Below are 23854 nucleotides of genomic sequence, written 5' to 3'. Positions count from 1 at the left end.
AACCACCCTTTTTTGTACGTTCGTGCGAGGCGCAGCATCGGTAACTAAGGGCTCAAAGCAGCCAATTGCATTGGCTCTGGTATGGGCGCGCTTTGGGTGCCTGATTTCAGCCTTGTGCATAGCCGATGGTCTGCAGTGCCGTCTTGATCTCATCGAGGATGACAGGATCGTCGATGGTCGCCGGCATCTTGAAATCAACCCCATCGGCGATCTTGACCACGGTGGCCCGCAGGATTTTGCCGGACCGTGTCTTGGGCAGGCGGTCGACAACAAGCGCGTTTTTGAAGGCGGCCACGGGTCCGATCTTTTCCCGCACCAGTTTGACGCATTCGGCAGTGATCTCCGAATGAGGGCGGTTGACGCCCGTGGTCAGACATACGAGCCCCAGCGGCGACTGGCCCTTGAGCTGATCGGAGACACCCACAACGGCGCATTCGGCGACATCGGGGTGAGAGGCCAGCACTTCCTCCATCGCTCCGGTGCTGAGACGGTGACCCGCAACGTTGATCACGTCATCGGTGCGCGCCATGATATAGAGATATCCGTCGGCGTCGATCATACCCGCGTCACCCGTCTCGTAATAGCCGGGGAAGGCATTCAGGTAGCTTTTGCGGAACCGCTCCGTCGCGTTCCACAGGGTCGGCAGGGTGCCCGGCGGCAGCGGCAGTTTGACCGCGATCGCGCCCAGTTCGCCGGGTGGCATCGGGTGGCCTGCCTCGTCGAGGATTTGCACGTCATATCCCGGCATCGCCACCGTGGGCGAGCCGATCTTGACCGGCAGCGCCTCCAGCCCGGCGGGGTTGCCGGCGATGGTCCAGCCGGTTTCGGTCTGCCACCAGTGGTCATACACCGGGGTGCCCAGAATGTCCTGCGCCCATTCGATGGTGTCCGGGTCGGCCCTTTCGCCCGCGAGGTAGAGCGCACGCAACCCCGACAGATCGAATTTCCGGCGCTCCAGCCCCTTGGGGTCTTCGCGTTTGACCGCCCGAATGGCCGTGGGTGCCGTGAAGAAGCTGCGCACGTTATGCTCCGCGATCACGCGCCAGAAGGTGCCTGCATCGGGCGTGCCGACCGGCTTGCCCTCAAATACCACGGTAGTGTTGCCATGCACGAGGGGCGCGTAGCAAATGTAGCTGTGACCGACGACCCACCCCACGTCGGAGGCGGCCCAGAACACATCGCCCGGATCGACATTGTAGATGTTCTTCATCGTCCAGTTCAGCGCGACCAGATGGCCGGCGGTTGGGCGCACCACGCCCTTCGGCGCGCCGGTCGTTCCAGAGGTATAAAGGATGTAAGCAGGATGATTGCCCTCGACAGGAACACAGTCGGCAGGCGTGACCCCTTCCTGCGCGGCGTGCCAGTCCAGATCGCGCCCGGGGATCAGCTCGGCGCGCTCCTCATCGCGTTGCAGGATCAGGCAGACGTCCGGCTTGTGGTCTGCAAGCTCTATCGCGCCATCCAGAAGGGGTTTGTATTTGACCACCCGCCCGGGTTCCAACCCGCAGGAGGCCGCCAGAATGGCCTTGGGTGCGCAATCGTCGATCCGCACCGCCAGTTCGTTGGCCGCAAAACCGCCAAAGACAACTGAATGGATCGCCCCGATCCGCGCGCAGGCCAGCATTGCTTCCAGCGCCTCGGGCACCATCGGCATGTAGATGATGACGCGATCCCCTTTGCCCACCCCCTGCGCCACCAGCGTCCCGGCAAGCGCGGCAACCCGCTGCTGCAGGTCAGCGTAGGTGACAGTGGTTTTGGTGCCGGTCATCGGGCTGTCGTGGATGATTGCGGCCTGCGCGCCGCGTCCGGCTTCGACGTGACGGTCCACCGCATTGTAGCATCCGTTCAGGAGGCCATCCGCAAACCATTCGTAAAGGTTGTCGCCACGGTCAAACAGCGCCCTGCTGGGGGGTGTTGTCCAATCGATTGCCTCCGCCGCCGACATCCAGAATTTCTCCGGATCCGCCAGACTGGATTGGTAAACATCACGGTAAGTCATGGCGTTGTCTCCCCCACTTGCCTTTTGACCATGGTTACGCCCAAGGCGAGGGGGAGAGCAAGAGGCGGGTCAGCCCGGGGTGCGGATAATCTCGCGGATCGCGCTGGCCGCAGCGCCTTCCACGGTGCGGGCGCCGCTGGAATTCAGCACGCGCTTTGCCACTTCTTCGCAATCGCCGGGGCGTGTTGTATCGCAGCCCCAACTGCGATTGTAGACGCGGACTTCACCCGTCAGAACTGTTTCGCCGCGGTGTTGAAACTCCCGCGTGATGGTTTTGTACTCCTGTCCGTAGACAGTGATGCTGCCTGATTTCGTGGCAGCAAACCCGGCTGATGCGGAGAGGACGAGTACGGCACTGAGGGTCAGGGAGGGTGCGCTTATCTGGGTCATGAAATTTCCTTTTCTCTGATCTGGTGGCGGAGATCAGGACGGGAACGGTCCGGTATTGCCGCCATCTGAAACCCGATGTAGGCGCGTGACGGTCTTCAAACCCGGGAACTGACGGCTTCTCGACCGCAAGTGAGCAACTGTGAATGAATCCCGGTGACGGTGGCGGGGTCGATCACTCGAATGGGAGGCGTTCCAAACCGCGGCGCACGGCGGCTTCGCAATCGCCGGGGCTGTTTCTTCGGCAAAGGAAGTACTGGTTGTTCACCCGCGCGCTTGACGTCTCGTAGCTGCCGCCGGGGCCCTCAATCATGCGGGTCCGGACTTCATATGAGTCACCATTCACGACCACGCTGCTCACAGTCTGATCGGTTACGGTGGCACAGGCGCTGACAAGAAGAGCGCTGGCCAGCAGGTTTCGGGTTATCGTCATCGCGTCGGATCCTTCTTGTCACTGGCAGATCATGACATCAGTTTACAGCCCGGTGACGCCCGGCAACAACCGCTAATTGACGGCAGCCATGGTTGCGCGATAACCACCGCGCACAACTGCCCAGGCTGTCGGCATCTTGTCTGGGCGTGCCGGCGCGGGGCCCCGTCATCCGTAGTGCGCGACGGGTGTGCCGGCGATGGCAGACATGTTCAGCAGGCCGCGTGCTGTAATCGACGGTGACACGATATGCGCCCGGTTGCCCATGCCCATCAGGATGGGCCCGACTTCCAGCCCGCCGCCCTTCATCTTGAGAATGTTGCGCACCCCCGAGGCGGCATCGGCATGGGCAAACACCAGAACGTTTGCAGCACCCTCCATCCGGTTGCCGGGCAAGATGCGGGTGCGCAGATCGGGATCGAGGGCCGTATCAATGTTCATCTCGCCTTCGTAACAGAAATCATGGCCTGCTTCGTCCAGCAGTCTAATCGCACCGCGCAGGCGCCCGCCGGTGCCTTCGCCCTGATTGCCGAATTGCGATTGCGAGCAAAAGGCGATCTTCGGCTCGATTCCGAAACGGCGCACGTGACGCGCGGCACCGATGGCGATATCGGCGATCTGCCGCGGGTCCGGGTGCAGGTGAACCTGCGTATCCGCCACAAACAGAGGACCGTCTTCGAGGATCATCATCGACAGGGCACCAACGGGATTAAGTGATTTATTTCCGAGAATTTGCTGCACGTAATTCATGTGCCACCTGAACTCTCCGAAAGTGCCGCAGATCATGCTGTCGGCTTCTTCGCGGTGCACCATGACCGCGCCGATGGCGGTTGTGTTGGTGCGCATGATCGCCCGTGCAAGATCGGGCGTCACACCGCGCCGCGCCATCAATTCATGGTAGCTTTCCCAGTAGTCGCGGTAACGCGGATCGTTCTCCGGGTTGACCAGATCGACATCCTTGCCCAGGCGAATGGTCAGGCCTGCTTTTTCGATGCGCCGCTCGATCACTTCGGGCCGGCCGATGAGAATGGGGCGCTCGACGGTCTCTTCCAGCATGGCCTGGCTGGCACGCAGCACGCGCTCGTCTTCTCCTTCGGCAAACACGATACGACGCGGCGACGTGCGCGCCGCCTGAAACACGGGCCGCATCAGCAGGGCGGATTTGAACACCGAGCCGTCGAGCTTGTCCCGGTAGGCATCAAGATCTTCGATCGGACGGGTTGCGACACCGGTTTCCATCGCCGCCTCTGCCACGGCGGAAGAGACAACCCCGACGAGGCGCGGGTCGAAGGGTTTCGGGATCAGGTAGTCAGCGCCAAACGTCAACTCTTCGCCCTGGTAGGCGGCGGCGGCCTCTGCCGAGGTCGTGGCACGCGCTAGGGCGGCGATGCCGTCAATGCAGGCCAGTTGCATCGCGTCATTGATGGTGGTGGCGCCGACGTCCAGGGCGCCCCGAAAGATGAACGGAAAGCACAGGACGTTATTGACCTGGTTTGGAAAATCCGACCGCCCCGTCGCGATGATCGCATCGGGAGCAACCTCGCGCGCAAGGTCGGGAAGAATCTCGGGTGTCGGGTTGGCAAGCGCGAAAATAATCGGACGATCCGCCATTTTCGCCACCATTTCAGGATCCAGCACCCGCGGACCGGAGAGACCCAGAAACAGGTCCGCACCGGGGATCACGTCATCCAGGGTCCGCAGCTCTGACCGTTGCGCATATTCGGACTTGATCGGGTTCATGTCGACCTCGCGACCTTCATAGACAAGGCCATGAATGTCACAGAGCCAGACGTTTTTGCGCTGGACGCCGAGCTTGAGCAGCATGTTGAGACAGGCGATACCAGCCGCGCCGCCGCCCGTTGAGACGATCTTGATGTCTTCGAATTTTTTACCTGCCACTTGCAGCGCGTTTTTCGCGGCGGCCCCAACGACGATGGCGGTGCCATGCTGATCATCGTGAAACACCGGGATGTTCATGCGTTCGCGGCAAATACGCTCAACCGTGAAGCAGTCCGGCGCCTTGATGTCTTCGAGGTTGATGGCGCCGAAGGTCGGTCCCAGTGCGCATACGATCTCCGCCAGTTTTTCGGGATCGGATTCCTCCACCTCGATATCGAAGCAGTCAATGCCCGCGAATTTCTTGAACAGAACCGCCTTGCCCTCCATCACCGGTTTCGAGGCGAGAGCGCCGATGTTTCCAAGCCCCAGAACGGCAGTGCCATTGGTAACAACGCCAACAAGATTGCCACGCGCCGTGTAGCGCGAGGCCGTGGCCCCGTCTGCCTTGATCTCGAGGCATGCCTCGGCAACCCCCGGAGAGTAGGCGCGGGCCAGATCGCGACCGTTGGCCAGGGGCTTTGTGGCGCGAATTTCCAGTTTTCCCGGCTTGGGGAATTCATGGTAATCAAGCGCGGCTTGCCGAAGATTACTATTGTCGGTCATGTAACGGGTGCCTCCTCCAGAGATAGTTTAGCATTAAACCAGTCCCGGGGGCGCGCCAAGGTGCTGTTTTGATGAGGGGCGCTGCCCCTCAAACTCCCCGGGATACTTGTAAACCAGAGAAAGCCAAGCGGTTGTCATTCCGGTGAGGCTGACGCAGTGTTGGCAGGCGTTTTCGGAGAAGACTGATGAGCGAGATCCAGGCCGAGGTATTGTTGCCCACGCAGGAGCTGCGTGACGATATTCCCTTTTTCACCAAGGTGTTGGGCATGCGGATGGATATGATTTTTCCTGCGGATGATCCGACGGTTGCGGTTTTTTCAGGGCATGGGGTGCGGGTGCGGATCGAGAAGGGGGCGGATACGCCGCCGGGCAGATTGCGTATTCTGAGCGAGACACCCGAGACATTTGCCAACGGCGAGACACACCTGCGGGCACCTAACGGCACACGGATCGAGATCTTGCCCTTGCAGACACCAATGGTGATGCCGGAAACAGTGCACAGTTTTGTGGTGCGGCGGCTTGCAGACCAGGCGCCCTGGGTGATTGGGCGCGCGGGCATGCATTACCGCGACCTGATCCCCGACAGGCTGGGCGGGTCGATCATCGCAAGCCACATTCGTATCCCCGACGGTGGTCCCGTTCCGGACATGGTGCATTATCACACCGTCGGATTTCAGCTGATCTTCTGCTACAAGGGATGGGTTGACCTCGTCTACGAGGATCAGGGAGAGCCGTTCCGGTTGCAGGCGGGCAATTGCGTGATCCAGCCGCCACAGATCAGGCACCGCGTGCTGTTTGCCTCCGATAATATCGAGGTTATCGAAATCGGCGTGCCCGCCGAACATGTCACGACGATCGATCACGAGATGGAGTTGCCGAATGGTCCCGCCAATCCCGATCGTGTTTTCGATGGGCAGCGATTTGTGCATCACAAGGCGGAGAGCGCGGTGTGGGGTCCGTTTCGTATTCCCGGTTTTCAAAGCCTTGACACCACGATTGCGGAACACACCGGCAACGTTGCAGGGGTGCACGTGGTGCGCCGTGATGCGCAGGACAGCGCATGGTACAGTCACGACAGCGATATCCTGTTCACCTTCGTGATGGCGGGCAGCATGGTGCTTGAAGGCGAAGGCCGTGATCCGCACAGGCTGACGCCGGGAGACGCCTTCGTGATTCCGCCCGGCATGCGCGTGCGCTACGCGGAGCCTTCAGCGGATGTCGAATTGCTGGAAGTCTCTTTGCCGGGCGTTTTCGAGACGACAGTGGGGTAATTCGGGTTATCCTGTTTGCGCTCTTGCATTGGTGGGCATCAACAGACACCCTGCAGGGTGATTGACGATGTTGAAAGGCCGATCCATGTCGCTCAAAGAGGCAGCAACAGCTGTGCGCGAGAATGCGCACGCTCCTTATTCCGGTTTCAAGGTCGGGGCGGCAATCCGGGGCGCCTCCGGCACGATTTACGCAGGCTGCAATGTGGAGAATGTCGCCTTTCCCGAAGGCACCTGTGCCGAGGCGGGCGCAATTGCCGCCATGGTGGCGGCGGGCGAGACGGCGTTGACGGAAGCCTATGTCATTGCCGGGTCACCAATGCCCGTCACACCTTGTGGCGGGTGCCGCCAGAAACTGGCGGAGTTTGCGCATGGGGATGTGCCGGTCACCATGGCAACCACCGGCGGCACCGAACAGAAGACCACGGTCGCCGAGCTGCTGCCGGGCGTGTTCACTGCGGATCACATGAATTCATGACCCAGACCACCGCCCGCGCACTGCTGGCCCGTTTGCGGCATGGCGAGCCACTGCCGGCGACAGACCTGCAATGGCTGGCGGGAGGGCTTGCGGATGGCGTGATCAGCGATGCCCAGGCCGGTGCTTTTGCCATGGGCATCTGTATCCGGGGCCTTGACGAGGAGGCACGGGTGGCCTTGACGCTCGCCATGCGTGACAGTGGGAAGGTTCTGCGCTGGGATCTGGATGGCCCGGTTCTCGACAAGCATTCCACCGGTGGCGTGGGGGACTGTGTATCACTGCTCCTTGCGCCTGCGCTGGCGGCCTGCGGTGCCTATGTGCCGATGATTTCTGGCCGTGGTTTGGGGCATACCGGCGGCACGCTGGACAAGCTTGAGGCAATCCCGGGCGTTGCCACGCAGCTGGAGGAGGCGCGATTTCGCGAGGTCGTTGCGCAGGCCGGATGCGCCATTGTCGGCGCAAGCGGTGATATCGCCCCGGCGGACAAAAGGCTTTACGCCGTGCGCGATGTGACGTCGACCGTCGACAGCCTCGATTTGATCACCGCGTCGATCCTGTCCAAGAAACTGGCCGGCGGCCTTGAAGGGCTGGTGCTGGATGTCAAGGTGGGCAGTGGCGCCTTTATGAAGGATATCGGGGCGGCGCGGGGACTGGCGCGCTCGCTGGTGGACACGGCGAATGCCGCAGGGTGCAAAACCACGGCCGTCATCAGCGATATGAGCCAGCCGCTGGCGCCCAGTCTCGGCAACGCATTGGAGGTCGCGGAAGTTATGCGCATCCTGACCGGGCAGGCACGCGGGCCACTGGTGGAAACATCCGCAGCGCTGGGTGGGGTGCTGTTGGCCAATGCTGGTCTTGCGGCGGATGTTCAGGCCGGTGCGGATGCGATCATGCAGGCGTTGCAGGACGGGCGCGCAGCTGAGCGATTTGGCAAGATGATCGCCGCCATGGGCGGGCCTGTGCACTTCGTTGAAAACTGGCCGCGGTTCCTGCCCGAGGCAACGGTGATCCGCGAAGTCCCGGCCCGCGCGGCGGGTTATGTCAGTGAAATTGACGGTGAGGCACTGGGCATGGCGGTGGTTGCTTTGGGGGGCGGGCGTGCCGTGGAAAGCGACAGCGTTGATCCGGCCGTTGGGATCGGGCAGGTTGCACGGCTCGGCGACAGGATTTCAAAGGGTCAGCCGCTTGCGGTGGTGCATGCTGCCAGACCGGATGCCGCCGAAAAGGCGGTTGCAGATGTCCGCGCCGCGATCCAGGTCACGCCGTCACAGCCTGCCTCGCTGCCGGACCTGATCCGGGAAAGGGTGGGCTGATGGCGCGTGCGTTTCTCGTGGTTATGGATTCTGTCGGGATAGGTGGCGCGCCCGATGCGCACACGTATTTCAATGGCGAGGTCTCCGACGAGGGCGCGAACACGCTGTGCAACATCGCACGTGCCTGCGCGCAAGGCTCGGCCGCCGAGGCGCGCGTGGGTCCGCTGGTGATGCCGAACCTCGACCGGCTTGGTCTGGGCCGTGCCGCCCAACTGGCCAGCGGCAACCTTGCGCTTGGCCTGGGGCAGGAACCCCTTGGCGGATGGGGGGTTGCGACAGAGGTATCACGCGGCAAGGACACACCCTCCGGCCATTGGGAACTGGCAGGCGTGCCGGTGCCATGGGAGTGGCACTATTTCCCCAATGAAGAAGAGGCCTTCCCCGCGGAGCTGGTTGCAAAAACCTGCGAACTGGCTGGAACGGAGGGGATTTTGGGCAATTGCCACGCCTCCGGCACCACGATTATTCGCGCGCTTGGCGCCGAGCATATGCGCTCCGGTTGGCCGATTTGCTACACTTCTGCGGATTCGGTGTTCCAGATCGCCGCGCATGAAGAAACCTTCGGTCTGGAAAAATTGCTCGGACTATGCGCGGAACTGGCCCCGCATCTGCACGAAATGAAGGTTGGCCGCGTGATTGCCCGACCCTTCCTGGGCAATGCGGAAGACGGCTACTACCGGACCGTCAATCGGCGCGATTACGCGATCATGCCCCCCAAGCCCGTCCTGACCAATTGGGTGCAGGATGCGGGGCACAGGGTCTATGCGGTCGGAAAAATCGGCGACATCTTTTCGATGCAGGGCATAGACGAAGTGCGCAAGGGATCCGACGCGGCACTGATGCAGCACCTCAACGACCTTGTCTTCACGGCAGAAGAGGGCAGCCTGACCTTCGCGAATTTTGTCGAATTCGACAGCCTTTATGGCCATCGCCGTGATGTTTCCGGTTATGCCCGCGCACTGGAATGGTTCGATCACGAAATCGGCAAGGTCATGGAACATCTGCGCCCCGGCGACATCATGGTCCTGACAGCGGATCATGGCAACGACCCTACGTGGGTCGGAACCGATCATACGCGTGAACGGGTTCCCGTGCTGATCGCGGGGGTCGGGGTGCAGGCGCTTGGTCACATCGGCTTCACCGATGTCGCGGCTATCGTCGCGCGTCATCTTGGCGTGAAGCCCCACAGCACGACCGATTGACCCGCCGCGCCGGGTGTCCGGCCCCGCCGGTCACCGCCCGGGTTGCAGCGGGTCGGCCTTCGGGTCTACACCGGGCTTGCATTGAAGAAAGGTACCCTCATGAGCAATCACGTAACCGTCGTTGACCATCCGCTGGTCCAGCACAAGCTCACAATCATGCGGGACAAGGAGACTCCGACGGCCGTCTTTCGGCAATTGCTGCGCGAGATCAGCCAGCTTCTCGCTTACGAGGTCACGCGTGGCATGCCCATGACCACCAAACGTATCGAAACGCCGATGCAGGCGATGGATGCCCCGACGCTGTCCGGCAAGAAGCTTGCGCTGATTTCCATTCTCCGTGCAGGGAACGGGTTGTTGGACGGGGTTCTGGAGTTGATCCCCTCGGCCCGCGTCGGGTTTGTCGGGCTGTACCGCGACGAAGAGACGCTCCAACCGGTGCAATACTACTTCAAGGTGCCCGAAGGGTTGGATGACCGGCTGGTAATTGCGGTTGATCCGATGCTGGCAACCGGGAATTCTTCCGTCGCGGCAATTGACCTGCTCAAGCAAGCGGGTGCTACGAATATTCGGTTCCTGTGTCTGCTGGCGGCACCCGAAGGTATTGAACGCATGCATGCGGCCCATCCGGATGTGCCGATCGTGACCGCGGCTATTGACGAAAAACTCAATGAAATCGGCTATATCGTTCCCGGACTGGGGGACGCCGGCGACCGGATGTTCGGCACAAAATAACTGAGCGGATTTGAGCCGGTAGAACCCGTGCTTTGTCTTGCCATACAAAGGATATTCAGGCATCGTGACCCCATATCTTGTGGGGGCAATGATGAAATTTACCAGAATTATAGCGATCTTTACGATTGCAGCATCTGTAATGACCGCGGGCATCCAGGCTCTGGCGCAAAGCGCCACCGTGACGCCGCGGGAATTCCCGCCCGTCAACTACACGGGCAGGCAATATGTCGACAGCACGGGGTGCGCCTTTATCCGCGCCGGGATTGATGACGCGGTGCAATGGGTGCCCCGCGTCACGCGCGACCGTAAGCTGATCTGCGGACTCAAGCCAACTTTTACCGTCCGTTCCGCAACGCCTCAGGCCCCGCAGGAGGCCGTGGTGATCACGCCGAAACCTGCGCAGGCGGCCGTTGTCCCGGCTGCCGCAAAGAAAGCCAGTTCGCCGGGTCCGGTGCCGTTGCGCCGGGCGGAGCCGAACCTGGTCGGCACTGTTGTGACCCCCGCAAACGCGGCTTCCAAAGGTGTCACGCCGACCATGCGGGTGATGCCCCGTCATGTGTATCGCAAGCGGAAACAGACGCTGAACGTCTCTGTGCCCAAGGGGTACCGCACCGTCTGGAAGGATGATCGGCTCAATCCCCGCCGTGCCGAGCAAACCCTTCAGGGGCACGCTGACATGAAGCAGATCTGGACAAGCACCACGCCACGCCGCCTGGTCGATTAGCCACCGCAGATATTCTGAAGGCGTAGCCAATCCGCGTCGCTCAGCAGAGCCCTTGAGGCGGCGCCGGCCATCGGGTCTGCTTCGATGAGGGGCAGTACCGTCTCACCTGTGATGTCACGTGCATATGCGTAGGGCGTGCTGCGCAATTCAGCCTGCGCAAACACAGGCAGCAAGCCTTCCGGTGCCGGGGGTGTCCGGTTCTTGGTCAGCAGGTGTTCGGCGTAGCTGTCCAGTATTTCGCTTTTCAGCTTGCCCGTTGTCAGCAACTGGAAGCTGGCCCATGTGCCGCTTGTCTCCAGCAGGTCGCGCAGGGGATCCTGCGCGCGTGACAGGCTTTGTTCAACCATCGCGTAGCCGGCCACGACATCCGGCTCCTCGAAGTCTTCGACGAGCGCACGGTTCAGCAGGACGTGGCCGCCGGGAAGATGCAGGCTGGTCAGAACGGTTCCGGGCAGCATGATGAGCTTGTCAGACCCCAAACGCGCCCGCAGGGTGGTGAGGGCGCGCAGCCCCGCGGGATCAGCGCAGGCAGACCCGGTCATTCGTTCGATGCGGGCAAGCAGAGCGGCGCCAATTTCCACCCGCTTGACCTGCGGCACCACCGCCAGGGTGTGATTGACCAATGCCTGCGGGACCCAGAACAACCCGACCGCGACAACAGCGGCAATCGACAGCGTCATGCCCAGCCACCGGAGCCTGCCGGGCTTGGGGCGGGTCCGTTCGACCGCACGCCGCAGTTTTTCGATCGCGTCGATCATCTGAGTCTCGGCTGCCGCGAGTTCCAGCGTTTCACCGGGATCGCCCTCGGGGAAGAAAACGGCCGGTCGTTTGCCCGGGTTCGCCCGTTGCACCGCAGCAAGCGACCAATGCGTGATGGCCCTGTCCTGCATGTCAGAGATGATCAGGGTCGCATCACCGATCGACACAACGACCTCGCGGCGCTGATCGCCGGGCGAGGCGCGCCATAGACCGCTTGCTTCGAGGCGGGCGTATTTCTTGAGGGCCGTCATCGCGGTGTGCTGCTGCTCGGTTTTCTTGGTTGCGGGCAGCTTACCATCTGGGCGCGTCTGGGCAATGGGGTGCCGAAGGCAAGAGCGCTTTCAACGCAGGCGATCAGTCGAGATCTTGCGCGCGTTTGCGCAGTTCGAATTTTTGGATCTTGCCGGTTGAGGTTTTGGGAAGCTCGTCAAAGACCACATGCTTGGGAGCCTTGAACCCCGCCAGCGTCCGCCGTGCGAAAACAATAAGCGCTGCCGCGTCTCCTGTCGCGCCGGGTTTCAACTCCACAAAGGCGCAGGGCACTTCACCCCATTTTTCGTCCGGCTTGGCGACAACCGCCGCCAGCAGCACATCTTCGTGTCCCATCAGGACGCCCTCAACTTCGACCGAAGAAATGTTTTCTCCGCCCGAGATGATAATGTCCTTGGCCCGGTCGGCGATTTGCATGTAGCCGTCGGGATGCTGCACCGCGATGTCGCCGGAGTGGAAGTAGCCTCCGTCAAAGGCTTCCCGCGTCGCGGCGGGGTTCTTGTAGTACCCCTTCATGACCGAGTTCCCGCGGATCATGATCTCGCCCTGCGCGCTGCCGTCCATGGGTACCTGTTGCATGTCCGTGTCCATGACCGTGATGTCTTCCATCATCGGGAAGGCGATGCCCTGCCGTGCCTTGATGGCAGCACGTTCCGGTTTGTCGAACGCGTCCCAGTCCTCGGCGCGCCACAGGCATTCCGTGACATGACCATAGGTCTCGGTCAGGCCATAGACTTGTGTGACATTGAAACCCAGCGCCTCGATCTTGCTCAGCGTGGCCGGAGCCGGTGGCGCGCCCGCGGTAAAGACTTCGACCACGTGATCGAAAGGTCGGCGCTCTTCTTCCGGCGCGTTCACCAGCATGTTCAAAACAATGGGTGCGCCGCCCAGATGCGTGACCCCTTCGTCGGCGATTGCCCCGAAGATGGCCGGGGCCGTAATATCGCGGCAACACACAATCGTGCCGCCGATCAGTGGCATCATCCAGGTGTGGTTCCAGCCGTTGCAATGAAAGAGCGGCACGATCGTCAGGTAAATCGGATGCAGGACCATCCGCCAGCTGACCACCGTTCCCATCGTCATCAGGTATGCGCCCCGGTGATGATAGACGACGCCCTTGGGACGGCCCGTGGTGCCGGAGGTGTAGTTGAGCGCCAGACTTTCCCACTCATCCTCTGGCATGATCCAGTCAAATCCCGGATCGGCCTGCTCAAGCAGCTTTTCGTAGATCCGGTGCCTTCCGGACGCGGGATAGCCTCCCGCCGGGTCCGGGACTTCGACCAGAATCGGCGCTGTGCCCTTCATCTGCGCACAGGCAGCCTCCGCCAGATCAAGAAACTGCGTGTCGACCAGAACGACCCGCGCCTGACCATGGTCGAAGATGTAACTGACGGTATCGACATCCAGCCGTGTGTTGATCGTGTTGAGAACGGCACCGCAGGCAGGCACGCCAAAATGAGCTTCGACCTGCGCCGTGACATTCGGGATCAGGGTGGCAACGACATCGCCGCGGCTGACCCCCAGCTGCGACAGAGCGGAGGCAAGCCTGCTGCAGCGTTCGTAGTATTCCGAGTAGCTGACACGGTGTGCGCCATCAACCACAGCCGTGCGGCTGGCAAAGACATGTGCGGCGCGGCGAAGGTGTGACAGAGGCGTCAGCGGCACATAGTTGGCGGCACATTTTTCCAATCCTGTCTCGTCAGTCATCCAGCCCATGTGATTTCCCTCCCCGGTCGCATTATGTAAGTTAAGCGCAACGCGGCTCTTACGATATTGTTTTTGCGGCATTTGAAAAGCGAATTGTCATACAATTGGAGGACCCTTGTGCTTTCGCCCGGATCACACAGGTGCAACAGATGATCATTTCGCCGGGCAGGCGGTATATTTTCGTGCACATTCCGAAGACCGGTGGCACATCGCTGGCAATGGCGCTGGAAGAGCGCGCGATGAAAGACGACCTGCTGATCGGCGATACCCCCAAGGCCCGCCGGCGCAGGCGTCGCCTCATCGGGGTGCAGTCCAGGGGGCGGCTGTGGAAGCATTCGACGCTGGCCGATATCGAAGGTGTCGTATCATCTGACGCCTTGAGCGGAATGCTCGTGTTCACTCTGGTGCGCAACCCATGGGACCGCATGGTCAGCTATTACCACTGGCTGAAGGATCAGGCATTTCATCACCCCAGTGTCGTGACGGCAAAGGCAGTGTGTTTCAAAGACTTCTTGCGCGACCGGGACGTGCAGATGAGCCTGCGGCGGTCGCCTGCCAGCAGCTACCTGCGCGATGCGACGGGCGTTGCGCGATGCACCTGCTTTATCCGTCTTGAGGCCTTTCGTCAGGACATCGCCCCCGTGGAAGATCATCTTGGCTTCTCGCTGAGCATGCCTCATCTCAACCGATCCGACCGAAACACCGACTACAAGCGCTACTACGACGGGCCGACGCGCGACCTTGTGGCGGACGTCTGCGCCGAGGATATCGCCCGCTTCGGGTACCGGTACGATCCGAAGGGCTGATTCTCGGAAAGAGGGTATTGGTTAACCAATGAGCAAGATTTTGGCACAATCGGCGAATAATTGTTTCATTTAGCCTCCTAATCTCTCCCGTCATAGATTTATTACACGTTATGATGGAAACAATGCCCCAGATGCGCCGCATTCGTGGCCAAGAGCGGACACGCTTTGGTCGTCGTCTGATGGTGCGAAAACAGCGCCACTGCCACCGTTCGGGCGCACGACTGACTGGGGATGTAAATGAAGATGTACGGATGGAGTGTGAACGTCTCGGCCAAACCTGATCGGCGGGTCAGGACGCCCAAAACAGCGATGCCGGTCAGCCATGGCCTGATTGCCGGAACCCGGGTCGCGTCCAATTTCGGGTGGCGCGCGGCAGAGGCGCTGACAGTCGGGGACAAGGTGCTGACTTTCGACAATGGCGTTCAGCCCATCGTGGACATCCAGCGCACGACGATCTGGACAGAGGGCACGGAAGTTGCGCCGGGGTTCTGGCCGGTTGTCATTCCCGCGGGGGCGCTTGGCAATGCGCAGGACGTCACGCTTCTGCCCGATCAGGGCGTGATGCTGGAAAGCGATGCGGCCTCGGATCCTTTGGGGGATCCTTTTGCGGTGGTGCCTGCACAGGCTTTGGAGGGACTGTGCGGCATCCACCGCAGCCCGCCGCTCCATCCCGTTGAACTCATCACCTTCTACTTCGCGCGGGACGAGGTGATCTACATTGACGGCGGATTGTTGATCCACTGTCCGCGCGGCGTCGTGTTGCTGCAGGACATGATGGCGCCGTCAGAAGTGCTTTACGATGTGATGTCGGCAGAGCACGCCCGGGACATTTTGCGCGACAGCGAGGTTGCGCGCCAGGCGCTGGTGCAAAGTGGTGGATATGTGTTTGGCGCCACGGAAATGGTGCTTGTTGCCTGACAGGATAATGCAAGACGTCGAGCAGACGCAGGTGCAGCAAAAAAGGGGGGCCGGCAGACCCCCCTTTCATCGTTTCAGAAGACAGATCAGGCGGCCGCGGCGGTCTCGCCAAAACGCCCGTAGAAGCTCTGGCCTTTGGCGGCCATGTCACGCAGCAGGTCGGGGCAGGTGAAGCGGTCGCCATATTTGGCGGTCAATTGGTCGCAGCGTTCTGCCGCGTAAGGCGCGCCGATCATGTCGAGCCAGCTGAGCGGCCCACCCGACCAGGGTGCAAAACCCCAGCCGAGGATCGCGCCGACGTCGCCTTCGCGGATGTCCATCAGAACGCCTTCTTCCAGCGCGCGCACAGCCTCCAGCGACTGGGCAAAGAGCAGGCGGTGCTGGACATCCGTCAGTTCGGGCTGCTCCTCCGCGATGGCGTAGGACCCCCCCAGCCCATCCCAAAGCCCCTCGCGCTTGCCTTTTTCGTCGTAGCTGTAAAAACCGGCCTTGGTCTTCCGGCCCAGGCGACCGAGGTTTTCCATCCAGAAAATTACGTCATCCACCGCGGCATCCGGGTAGGCATCGCCCATCGCGGCCTTGGTCGCGCGTGCGATCTTGGCGCCGAGGTCGATGGAGGTCTCGTCAACCAGTTGCAGCGGGCCCAGCGGCATACCCACCAGTTTTGCGGCATTCTCGATGAGCGCGGGCTCGACACCTTCAGCCACCATGCGGATGCCTTCGTTGATGTAGGGGATGATGCAGCGATTGGCATAGAAGAACCGCGCGTCGTTCACCACGATCGGTGTCTTGCGGATCTGGCGCACGTAGTCGAGCGCCTTGGCCACGGCGCGGTCGCCGGTGCCCTTGCCCTTGATGATCTCCACCAGCAGCATCTTTTCGACCGGCGAGAAGAAGTGGATGCCGATGAATTGCTCAGGCCGCGCGCTGGCCTTGGCCAGCTCGGTGATCGGCAGAGTGGAGGTGTTGGAGGCAAAGATGCAATCCTCGGGGATCACCGCTTCGACCTTTTGCGTCATCTCGGCCTTGACCTTCGGGTCCTCGAAGACCGCCTCGATGATCAGATCGCAGCCTTTCAGAGCGCCCAGATCGGTTGTGGCGGTGATGAGGGAGAGCAGCTGCTCTTTCTTCTCCGGCGTGGTCTTCTTGCGAGCGATGCCCTTGTCGGCGAAATCCGACGTGTAGGATTTGCCGCGGTCTGCGGCTTCCTGTGTTTGGTCGATCAGCACCACCTCGATGCCCGCCTGCGCGGAGACGAGGCTGATGCCCGCACCCATCATACCGGCCCCCAGAACACCGAGCTTCTTGACCCGCTGATCAGCTACGTCAGCGGGGCGCACAGCGCCTTTTTCCAGCGCTTCCTTGTTGATGAAAAGCGAACGGATCATCGCCTCGGAGGAGGGGTTCATCAGCACGGAGGTGAACCAGCGCGCCTCGATCTTCAGGGCCGTGTCGAAGGGCACGAGCGCGCCTTCGTAGACCGCCGAGAGCAGTGCCTTGGCGGCAGGATAGACCCCTTGCGTCTTGCCGTTGACCATGGCGGAGGCGCCCACGAAGGTCATGAAGCCCGCCGGATGGTAGGGCGCGCCACCGGGCATCTTGTAGCCCTTGGCGTCCCATGGCTTGACCAGATCGGCGTCCTTGGCGTTCAGCACCCAGTCGCGGGCCGCGGCCATGGGATCATCCGTCACCTCGTCGATCAGCCCGGCCGCCTTGGCCTTTGCCGGGTCGACCAGCTTGCCTTCCAGCAGGAAGGGGGAGGCGGCCATCGCGCCCATCTTGCGCACCAGTCGCGTGGTGCCGCCGGCACCGGGGAAGATCCCCACCATGATCTCAGGCAGGCCGATCTTGGCCTTGGAGTTGGTGGCTGCAAAGATGCGGTGGCACGACAGCGGCAGCTCCAGCCCGATGCCAAGCGCCGTGCCCGGCAGCACACAGGCAATTGGCTTGCCGCCCTTCTGCGTCTTTGGGTCCATGCCCGCCAGCTCGATCTTGCGCAGCAGGCGGTGCATGTCCATCACCCCGTCAAAGAGGCCCTTGGCCGGGTTGTCGCCCGCATCCGCCTTCATCTTGGCGATGAGGTTGAGGTCCATGCCGCCTGCGAAAGAACCCTCCTTGCCAGAGGTCAGGATAATGCCTTTGACCGCGTCATCGGCAAGGGCCTCGTCCATCAGTTTATCCACCTGCGCGAGCCCCTCGTAGGACATCACGTTCATGGATTTGCCGGGGACGTCCCAGATGATTGTAGCGACGCCATCGGCGTCTGTGGTCATGGTAAACTCGGTCATGTCCGGGTCCTTTCTTGGATTGTTCGAAGGGTCACCAACGCCTTTGCGGGCTTGGGGACGATGTAGGGAAACTTGGTGTTTTCGAGGGAATTGGTAACCGACTTCAGATACCAGCTTGTCCCTTTGCGCTTGAGAATCATCCGGGATTTGACCGGGCCGAACACGCGGCGCGCGCCAGAACAGAACTCTGTTGCATGATATCCGCACAGCAGGTCGCCGGAGATGAATTCAGCTTCTTCGGCATACCGCACGAGACGGTCACCGTTTCGGGCCGCGATGCTTTCGCGGACTTCGTCAAAAAACGGGCGCACATCGTCGGGCGACGAGATGATGGTATCGGTGCTTTCGGTGTGCCACGTGTAGGGGAACAGCAGGTAGCTGCAATAAGCCTCGAAGTCATCCGCGTTATGCGCCGCCGACAAGCCGTCAAGAAACTCCTGGTAAAGCGTCAGGGGGGCGACAGCCAGTTTGCGCGCATCACTTTGTGGCGAGCTGACATAGGTCTGGCTTCGGGCGCTGTGCTCCACCCGCGGAATGTAGATTGGCCAATGTGGATTGCTGAGCATGCTGTGGATTTCCAACATCTTCCAAACGCCCTTTTCCAAAATCAGCACCATGCGGCTTGCATAGCTTTCCATCACCGGGGTGGCGTCACGCAAAGTGTGTGTGACGTGATGCCCGGTGATGTATTTGTCGTTGAGAAACGCGGCTTCGGTGGCCAGACGCACCCAGTTCGTCGCGCCAAGACCGCGCACCGCCTCGCCGTAGATCAGGAAGCCGCTGACCAGGTCTTCCGGTGTTTCGATAACGACTTCGCTGTTCAATGTGCGCCGCAGGTACGGCAGTTTGATCCGGGCCAGCGCCGTGTCCGTGTCGCCTGCCATCAGGGCATCGGACAAGGCGTCCAATGTTTCCTGATAGATCGCGAGGGCCTCGGCGCTGGTCATGCGGGTTAAACGCGCTCGATGATCGTCGCGGCACCCATGCCCGAGGCGATGCAGAGCGTCGCAAGACCGACCTCCTTGTCGGCACGTTCCATCTCATCCAGCAGCGTGCCGATGATCATCGCGCCGGTTGCCCCCAGCGGGTGGCCCATCGCGATGGAGCCGCCGTTGACGTTCACCTTTTCGCTGTCCACATCGAAGGCCTGCATGAAGCGCAGAACGACGGCCGCAAAGGCCTCGTTGACCTCGAAAAGGTCGATATCCTTGATATTCATGCCGTTGTCGGCAAGGATCTTCTCGGTCACCGGCACAGGACCTGTCAGCATGATGGTCGGATCGGTGCCAATCTTTGCAGTGGCCCGAATGCGCGCACGGGGTTTCAGCCCGTGTTTCTCACCGAACTCTTTCGAGCCGATCAGAACCGCCGCAGCCCCATCCACGATTCCGCTGGAGTTACCGGCATGGTGGATGTGATTGATCTTCTCAAGGTGCGGGTATTTCATCAGGGCGATCTTGTCGAAGCCGGGCATGACTTCGCCCATGGCCTGAAACGCCGGGTTCAGACCACCAAGCGATTGCATGTCCGTTTGCGGACGCATGTATTCGTCATGGTCGAGGATCGGCAGGCCATTCTGGTCGCGGATTTCGATCACCGATTTGGCGAAGCGTTTCTCGTCCCACGCCTTTTTCGCCCGGCGCTGGGATTCCACGGCCAGCTGGTCCGCGTCGTCGCGGGTGAATCCGTATTCCGTCGCGATAATGTCGGCGCTGATCCCTTGAGGGACGAAGTATTTCTCCATCGCCAGCGTCGGGTCGACCGCGATCGCCGCCCCGTCAGAGCCCATTGCGACGCGGCCCATCATCTCCACGCCCCCCGCGATATAGGCCTCGCCCGCACCGCCCTTCACCTGATTTGCCGCGAGGTTCACTGCCTCCATGCCGCTGGCACAGAAACGGTTGATCGCAAGGCCCGGAATGCGTTCATCCAGGTCGGAGGCCAGCACGGCGGAGCGGGCAAGGCAGCCGCCCTGTTCCATCACCTGCGTGACATTGCCCCAGATCACATCCTCCACGGCATGGCCTTCGAGGTTGTTGCGCTGCTTGACGGCATTCAGCGTCTGCGCAGAGAGGCGCAGCGACGTGACCTCGTGCAGGCTGCCGTCTTTGCGACCCTTGCCGCGCGGCGTGCGCAGGGCATCGTAGATGTAGGCTTCGGTCATGATGTTCTCCTTCTCGCGCGATCCCGCGCGGTATTTTTGGTCAAGCGCGGTCCCGCGCGGTATTTCTGGTCAAGCGCGGTCAGCGGGGCTGCCGGGCATCAGATCGTAGGGGTGCTGCCACCCCGGTGTGTCGGAAATCCGTGTGAGCCAGGCGTCGATGTTCGGCCAATCGGCCCGGTCAAATCCAAAGCTCTCGGGGTAATAAAGATAGCCGCAGCAGGAGATATCAGCGTTGGTGATACTGTCACCGACGATCCAGCTGCGGTCTGCAAGATGATCATTCAAAATGGTATAGGCCGCCTTCAGACGTCCTTGATTAAACGCGATAACCTCTTGGGGTCGTTTATCTTTCGAAAGAAAATGCATCAGGAAACGCGTCACGCCTGCGGTGGAACTGAGCTTGTGATTGTCCCAGAGCACCCAGCGCAGAATTTCGCGACGTTCGCCTGCATCCTTGCCGCCGAATTTCCCGGATTTCTCGGATACGTAATCCTGAATGACGCCTGATTGGGTCAGGCGGATATCGCCATCAACCATCACCGGCACTTCGCCCATTTTGTTGACCTGCGTGCGATATTCCGGTGTGCGTGCCGCGCCGGCAAAGAAATCCACCTTCACCGGCTCCCAGTCGAGGCCCGAGAGTTCCAATGCAAGGGCTGCCTTATAGGCGTTCCCGCTCTCGCCAAAGCAATAGAGTTGAATGGTCATAGGGTCCTCGCAATCAGTTCTTTCATGATCTCGTTCGTACCGCCGTAGATGCGTTGCACACGCGCGTCGGCCCACATTTCGGCCACCGCGTATTCCTGCATGAAACCGTAGCCGCCGTGCAGCTGCACACAGTCGTCCAGCACGTCGCATTGGGTGTCGGTCAGCCAGTATTTGCACATGGCCGCGCGTTCCACGGTCAGTTCGCCGCGCAGGTGCTCGGCGATGCACTGGTCCAGAAAGGCCCGCGCCACGGCGGTGCGTGTCTTGCACTCGGCCAGTTTGAACCGCGTGTTCTGAAATTGGGTAAGCGGTCCGCCAAAGGCTTCACGTTCCTTGCAATAGGCAATCGTGCGTTCCACTGCGCCTTCCATCGCGCCGACAGCGCCGCAACCGATGATCAGCCGTTCCTGCGGAAGCTGCTGCATCATCTGGTAGAAACCCTGACCTTCGTCGCCGCCCAGTATGTTCTCCGGCGGGATGGCGATGTCGTCGAAGAACAACTCGGATGTATCCGCCGCGTGCAAACCAACCTTTTCGAGGTTGCGCCCCCGGGTAAACCCCTGCGCCCCATCAGTTTCTAGCACGACGAGGGACACCCCCTTGGAACCTTCCGCGGGGTCGGTCTTGGCCGCCACGATGATCAGGTTGGCATGCTGACCGTTGGTGATGAATGTTTTTTGTCCGGACAATCGAAAGACGTTGCCGTCGCGCACGGCTTTTGTCCTGATACTTTGTACGTCCGACCCGGTAGAGGGTTCGGTCATCGCAAGCGCGCCGACCAGATCACCCGAGACCATCTTGGGCAACCAGCGTTTTTTCTGGTCCTCGGTGCCATAGGCCAGCACATAATGCGCCACGATGCCCGAATGGATGCCATGCCCCCAGCTTGCAAGATTGGCGCGCGAGGCCTCGATCAGGATCGCTGCCTCGTGGCCGAAATCGCCGCCCGGTCCGCCGTATTCCTCTGGTACCGACGGGCAGAGCAACCCCAATGCGCCCGCCTCGGCCCAGATCACGCGATCCATCTGGCCCTGCTTGCGCCATGTCTCGAATTTCGGGGCCCATTCCGTCGTGATGAACTGCGCCGTCATATCGGCAATCATGCCGTGTTCGTCGGTCATCCAACCGGAGGTGTCGTTTGATCCGTCTTTCATGCCGCACCCTCCCCAGATGTGCTACTTCTTACGCGCATCGAGCTCCGCGTTGAAAAGTCTCAGCCGGTGGCTGAACGTCTCTTCATTGATCACGCTGTCGAAATTCTCGAAGAGAAACGACAGCGCTTCGCCTTCATCCAACCCGGCGTCCGCTGCAAAACGTTTCAGCCTGCGGTAACCGTCTTCTGTCATGGCAACCGGGAAGCGGCGGGTCAGACGAAAACGTTTCGGCATGGGCGATTCCTTTGCAGCGTAGAATGGCGCGCTCATCGGCGCGCCGTTCCTTCTTAAAAGTTTGCTACCTCCAGCGCCATAACCGTGTCGGCACCGGTCTGGATCCGGCTCAGGTGCAAGGCCGTCGCCGGCAATTGCCGCGCCATATAGTAGCGACCGGTGTTCAGCTTTGTCTCGTAGAACGCAACGTCAGACGCCCCGTCGTTCAGGGCTGTCCGCGCGGCCTTGCCCATTTTTGCCCACATCAGGCCCAGGCAAACATGGCCGAACATATGCATGAAATCATAGGAGCCGGAGAGCGCGTTGTTGGGGCTCTTCATGCCGTTTTGCATGAAGTACATGCCGGCCGCCTGCAGGTCCTTGCTCGCCGCCTTCAGCGGCTCGAGGAATTGCGCATCGAAGTCGGCATCCTGTCCGGCGTTTTCCTTGATAAAGCTTTTGACCAGATCAAAGAACGCCATCACATGTTTGCCACCGTCCTGCGCCAGCTTGCGGCCCACGAGATCCAGCGCCTGAACCCCATTCGCCCCTTCGTAGATCATCGCGATCCGCGCATCGCGGGTGTATTGCGACATGCCCCATTCCTCGATGTAGCCATGCCCGCCGTATACCTGTTGCGCCTTGATGGTCATGTCGTAGCCCTGATCCGTCAGGAAGCCCTTGATAACCGGGGTCAGCAGCGAAACCAGCCCGTCAGCATCCTTGTCCTGCCCGCGGTGGGCGGCGTCGATCAGTGTTGAGCCCCAGAGGATGAAGGCCCGCGCGCCCTCGGCAAAGCTTTTCTGGTCCATCAGAGACCGGCGGATATCCGGGTGCACGATCAGCGGATCAGCCGGTCCTTCGGGGTTCTTCACGCCCGTCACGTCGCGGCCCTGCAGCCGGTCCTTGGCGTAATCCAGCGCGTTCTGATAGGCGACCTCGGCCTGGGACATACCCTGCATGCCCACACCCAGACGCGCCTCGTTCATCATGGTGAACATTGCGCGCATGCCCTTGTGCGCCTCGCCCAGCAGGTACCCGGTTGCGCCGTCGTAGTTCATCACGCAGGTGGAGTTGCCGTGGATACCCATCTTTTCCTCGATCTTACCCACGGCAACCGCGTTCCGCTCTCCCAGGGAACCGTCTTCGTTGACCATGAATTTCGGCACGATGAAAAGCGACACGCCCTTGATGCCGTCCGGCGCGCCGGTGATTTTCGCCAGCACAAGGTGGATGATGTTGTCGGACATGTCATGTTCACCGGCGGAGATGAAGATCTTCTGCCCACTGATCTTGTAGCTGCCATCGTCCTGCGGCTCCGCCTTGGTGCGCATCAGGCCAAGATCGGTTCCGCAATGCGGCTCGGTGAGGTTCATCGTGCCGGTCCAGTCGCAGGCGACCATCTTGGGCAGATACGTGTCTTTCTGTGCGTCCGTGCCATGCGCAAGGATCGCAGAAGCCGCCCCATGGGTCAGGCCCTGATACATGGTGAAGGCCATGTTGGCGGAAGAAAACATCTCGCCCACTGCGGTGCCCATCACGTAGGGCATATTCTGCCCGCCGTATTCCTCGGGCATGTCGAGACCGGGCCAGCCGCCTTCCTTGACCTGCTCGAAGGCGGCCTTGAAGCCGGCAGGCGTGCGCACCACGCCGTTTTCCAGCACGCAGCCTTCCGTGTCGCCCACCACATTGAGGGGGGCCAGCACCTCGGAGGTAAGCTTGCCGGCCTCTTCCAGAATGGCCGAGGTGAAGTCGGCCTCCAGCTCGTCATAGCCGGGGATGCTCTGTTCGGTCACCTTCAGTACATCGTGCAGAACGAATTGCATGTCTTTTGTGGGGGCGGTGTATCTGGGCATCTGGTCTCTCTCCCTAAGGTCGTGCGTTGCGGGTGC

General features: G+C 61.1%; 21 protein-coding genes. 8 read left to right on the top strand and 13 right to left on the bottom strand.

All coding sequences use genetic code 11. The annotated features are described in order from the left end of the window. Positions 1 to 106: 106 nt before the first annotated feature. The 4 genes from KX928_RS21670 to KX928_RS21655 all read right to left on the bottom strand — a co-directional run bounded on the left by KX928_RS21670 (position 107) and on the right by KX928_RS21655 (position 5258). The gene (locus KX928_RS21670; RefSeq protein ID WP_219506920.1) at positions 107 to 1999 is read right to left on the bottom strand and encodes a propionyl-CoA synthetase; all 1893 of its coding nucleotides are present in this window, start codon (positions 1997 to 1999) and stop codon (positions 107 to 109) included. A gap of 69 nt (positions 2000 to 2068) precedes the next feature. Then, positions 2069 to 2389: a hypothetical protein gene (locus KX928_RS21665; protein WP_219506918.1), complete on the bottom strand. Its 321-nt coding sequence runs from the start codon at positions 2387 to 2389 to the stop codon at positions 2069 to 2071. A gap of 172 nt (positions 2390 to 2561) precedes the next feature. Further along, the gene (locus tag KX928_RS21660) at positions 2562 to 2819 is read right to left on the bottom strand and encodes a hypothetical protein (RefSeq protein WP_219506916.1); all 258 of its coding nucleotides are present in this window, start codon (positions 2817 to 2819) and stop codon (positions 2562 to 2564) included. Between the two features lie 165 nt (positions 2820 to 2984). Beyond that, positions 2985 to 5258, bottom strand: coding sequence for an NADP-dependent malic enzyme (locus KX928_RS21655; RefSeq protein WP_219506914.1), 2274 nt, complete (start codon positions 5256 to 5258; stop codon positions 2985 to 2987). Positions 5259 to 5443: 185 nt separating this feature from the next. On the opposite strand from KX928_RS21655, the gene KX928_RS21650 reads away from it, so the two are divergent. The 6 genes from KX928_RS21650 (at position 5444) to KX928_RS21625 (ending at position 10975) form a co-directional block, all read left to right on the top strand. Beyond that, positions 5444 to 6529, top strand: coding sequence for a cupin domain-containing protein (locus KX928_RS21650; protein ID WP_219506912.1), 1086 nt, complete (start codon positions 5444 to 5446; stop codon positions 6527 to 6529). 85 nt (positions 6530 to 6614) lie between these two features. After that, on the top strand, positions 6615 to 7004 hold the full coding sequence (locus KX928_RS21645) for a cytidine deaminase (RefSeq protein WP_219506911.1): 390 nt from the start codon (positions 6615 to 6617) through the stop codon (positions 7002 to 7004). After that, on the top strand, positions 7001 to 8317 hold the full coding sequence (locus KX928_RS21640; protein ID WP_219506910.1) for a thymidine phosphorylase: 1317 nt from the start codon (positions 7001 to 7003) through the stop codon (positions 8315 to 8317). The genes KX928_RS21645 and KX928_RS21640 overlap by 4 nt, the downstream gene beginning before the upstream one ends. Continuing rightward, positions 8317 to 9519, top strand: coding sequence for a phosphopentomutase (locus KX928_RS21635; RefSeq protein ID WP_219506909.1), 1203 nt, complete (start codon positions 8317 to 8319; stop codon positions 9517 to 9519). The genes KX928_RS21640 and KX928_RS21635 overlap by 1 nt, the downstream gene beginning before the upstream one ends. Positions 9520 to 9618: 99 nt before the next feature. Beyond that, entirely contained in the window at positions 9619 to 10251 is a 633-nt protein-coding gene (gene upp / locus KX928_RS21630) for a uracil phosphoribosyltransferase (RefSeq protein ID WP_219506908.1), read from the top strand. Between the two features lie 139 nt (positions 10252 to 10390). Next, on the top strand, positions 10391 to 10975 hold the full coding sequence (locus tag KX928_RS21625; protein WP_219506906.1) for a hypothetical protein: 585 nt from the start codon (positions 10391 to 10393) through the stop codon (positions 10973 to 10975). Here KX928_RS21625 and KX928_RS21620 read toward each other — a convergent pair. Then, positions 10972 to 11985 (bottom strand): hypothetical protein, encoded by a 1014-nt coding sequence (locus KX928_RS21620; RefSeq protein ID WP_219506905.1) that lies wholly within the window; start codon positions 11983 to 11985, stop codon positions 10972 to 10974. The two genes, KX928_RS21625 and KX928_RS21620, sit on opposite strands and share 4 nt — an antisense overlap. Positions 11986 to 12088: 103 nt before the next feature. Further along, positions 12089 to 13720, bottom strand: coding sequence for an AMP-binding protein (locus tag KX928_RS21615; protein ID WP_219506903.1), 1632 nt, complete (start codon positions 13718 to 13720; stop codon positions 12089 to 12091). Positions 13721 to 13860: 140 nt separating this feature from the next. Here KX928_RS21615 and KX928_RS21610 point away from each other — a divergent pair, with 140 nt between their 5' ends. Further along, positions 13861 to 14517, top strand: coding sequence for a sulfotransferase family 2 domain-containing protein (locus KX928_RS21610; protein ID WP_219506902.1), 657 nt, complete (start codon positions 13861 to 13863; stop codon positions 14515 to 14517). Between the two features lie 237 nt (positions 14518 to 14754). Further along, the gene (locus KX928_RS21605; protein ID WP_219506892.1) at positions 14755 to 15435 is read left to right on the top strand and encodes a Hint domain-containing protein; all 681 of its coding nucleotides are present in this window, start codon (positions 14755 to 14757) and stop codon (positions 15433 to 15435) included. Positions 15436 to 15521: 86 nt separating this feature from the next. Here KX928_RS21605 and KX928_RS21600 read toward each other — a convergent pair whose 3' ends face one another. The 7 genes from KX928_RS21600 to KX928_RS21570 form a co-directional block, all read right to left on the bottom strand. After that, positions 15522 to 17723 (bottom strand): 3-hydroxyacyl-CoA dehydrogenase NAD-binding domain-containing protein, encoded by a 2202-nt coding sequence (locus KX928_RS21600; protein ID WP_219506891.1) that lies wholly within the window; start codon positions 17721 to 17723, stop codon positions 15522 to 15524. Beyond that, entirely contained in the window at positions 17720 to 18670 is a 951-nt protein-coding gene (locus KX928_RS21595; protein WP_219506889.1) for a hypothetical protein, read from the bottom strand. The genes KX928_RS21600 and KX928_RS21595 overlap by 4 nt, the downstream gene beginning before the upstream one ends. Positions 18671 to 18675: 5 nt before the next feature. Further along, positions 18676 to 19887, bottom strand: a complete 1212-nt coding sequence (locus KX928_RS21590; protein ID WP_219506880.1) for an acetyl-CoA C-acetyltransferase — start codon at positions 19885 to 19887, stop codon at positions 18676 to 18678. A gap of 69 nt (positions 19888 to 19956) precedes the next feature. Continuing rightward, on the bottom strand, positions 19957 to 20595 hold the full coding sequence (locus KX928_RS21585; RefSeq protein ID WP_219506878.1) for a glutathione S-transferase family protein: 639 nt from the start codon (positions 20593 to 20595) through the stop codon (positions 19957 to 19959). Beyond that, positions 20592 to 21749, bottom strand: coding sequence for an acyl-CoA dehydrogenase family protein (locus tag KX928_RS21580; RefSeq protein WP_257884015.1), 1158 nt, complete (start codon positions 21747 to 21749; stop codon positions 20592 to 20594). The genes KX928_RS21585 and KX928_RS21580 overlap by 4 nt, the downstream gene beginning before the upstream one ends. Before the next feature lie 21 nt (positions 21750 to 21770). Further along, positions 21771 to 21983, bottom strand: coding sequence for a hypothetical protein (locus KX928_RS21575; protein ID WP_219506876.1), 213 nt, complete (start codon positions 21981 to 21983; stop codon positions 21771 to 21773). 53 nt (positions 21984 to 22036) lie between these two features. Beyond that, positions 22037 to 23818: an acyl-CoA dehydrogenase C-terminal domain-containing protein gene (locus tag KX928_RS21570; RefSeq protein WP_219506874.1), complete on the bottom strand. Its 1782-nt coding sequence runs from the start codon at positions 23816 to 23818 to the stop codon at positions 22037 to 22039. Between the last annotated feature and the right edge of the window lie 36 nt (positions 23819 to 23854).

The organism is Roseobacter insulae (assembly GCF_019375555.1).
Taxonomy (GTDB): Bacteria; Pseudomonadota; Alphaproteobacteria; order Rhodobacterales; family Rhodobacteraceae; genus Roseobacter; species Roseobacter insulae.
Note: the sequence above shows the minus strand (reverse complement) of the source record. Positions and strands in the feature narration are given on the sequence as shown.

Bases quoted from the DNA above. Each gene is read 5' to 3' on its own strand.
- KX928_RS21600 (WP_219506891.1), bottom strand. From the start codon at position 17,723: ATGACCGAGTTTACCATGACCACAGACGCCGATGGCGTCGCTACAATC.
- KX928_RS21640 (WP_219506910.1), top strand. From the start codon at position 7,001: ATGACCCAGACCACCGCCCGCGCACTGCTGGCCCGTTTGCGGCATGGC.
- KX928_RS21575 (WP_219506876.1), bottom strand. From the start codon at position 21,983: ATGCCGAAACGTTTTCGTCTGACCCGCCGCTTCCCGGTTGCCATGACA.
- KX928_RS21605 (WP_219506892.1), top strand. From the start codon at position 14,755: ATGAAGATGTACGGATGGAGTGTGAACGTCTCGGCCAAACCTGATCGG.
- KX928_RS21580 (WP_257884015.1), bottom strand. From the start codon at position 21,749: ATGAAAGACGGATCAAACGACACCTCCGGTTGGATGACCGACGAACAC.
- upp (WP_219506908.1), top strand. From the start codon at position 9,619: ATGAGCAATCACGTAACCGTCGTTGACCATCCGCTGGTCCAGCACAAG.
- KX928_RS21585 (WP_219506878.1), bottom strand. From the start codon at position 20,595: ATGACCATTCAACTCTATTGCTTTGGCGAGAGCGGGAACGCCTATAAG.
- KX928_RS21665 (WP_219506918.1), bottom strand. From the start codon at position 2,389: ATGACCCAGATAAGCGCACCCTCCCTGACCCTCAGTGCCGTACTCGTC.
- KX928_RS21655 (WP_219506914.1), bottom strand. From the start codon at position 5,258: ATGACCGACAATAGTAATCTTCGGCAAGCCGCGCTTGATTACCATGAA.
- KX928_RS21660 (WP_219506916.1), bottom strand. From the start codon at position 2,819: ATGACGATAACCCGAAACCTGCTGGCCAGCGCTCTTCTTGTCAGCGCC.
- KX928_RS21625 (WP_219506906.1), top strand. From the start codon at position 10,391: ATGACCGCGGGCATCCAGGCTCTGGCGCAAAGCGCCACCGTGACGCCG.
- KX928_RS21570 (WP_219506874.1), bottom strand. From the start codon at position 23,818: ATGCCCAGATACACCGCCCCCACAAAAGACATGCAATTCGTTCTGCAC.
- KX928_RS21595 (WP_219506889.1), bottom strand. From the start codon at position 18,670: ATGACCAGCGCCGAGGCCCTCGCGATCTATCAGGAAACATTGGACGCC.
- KX928_RS21670 (WP_219506920.1), bottom strand. From the start codon at position 1,999: ATGACTTACCGTGATGTTTACCAATCCAGTCTGGCGGATCCGGAGAAA.
- KX928_RS21620 (WP_219506905.1), bottom strand. From the start codon at position 11,985: ATGACGGCCCTCAAGAAATACGCCCGCCTCGAAGCAAGCGGTCTATGG.
- KX928_RS21650 (WP_219506912.1), top strand. From the start codon at position 5,444: ATGAGCGAGATCCAGGCCGAGGTATTGTTGCCCACGCAGGAGCTGCGT.
- KX928_RS21590 (WP_219506880.1), bottom strand. From the start codon at position 19,887: ATGACCGAAGCCTACATCTACGATGCCCTGCGCACGCCGCGCGGCAAG.
- KX928_RS21615 (WP_219506903.1), bottom strand. From the start codon at position 13,720: ATGGGCTGGATGACTGACGAGACAGGATTGGAAAAATGTGCCGCCAAC.
- KX928_RS21635 (WP_219506909.1), top strand. From the start codon at position 8,317: ATGGCGCGTGCGTTTCTCGTGGTTATGGATTCTGTCGGGATAGGTGGC.
- KX928_RS21645 (WP_219506911.1), top strand. From the start codon at position 6,615: ATGTCGCTCAAAGAGGCAGCAACAGCTGTGCGCGAGAATGCGCACGCT.
- KX928_RS21610 (WP_219506902.1), top strand. From the start codon at position 13,861: ATGATCATTTCGCCGGGCAGGCGGTATATTTTCGTGCACATTCCGAAG.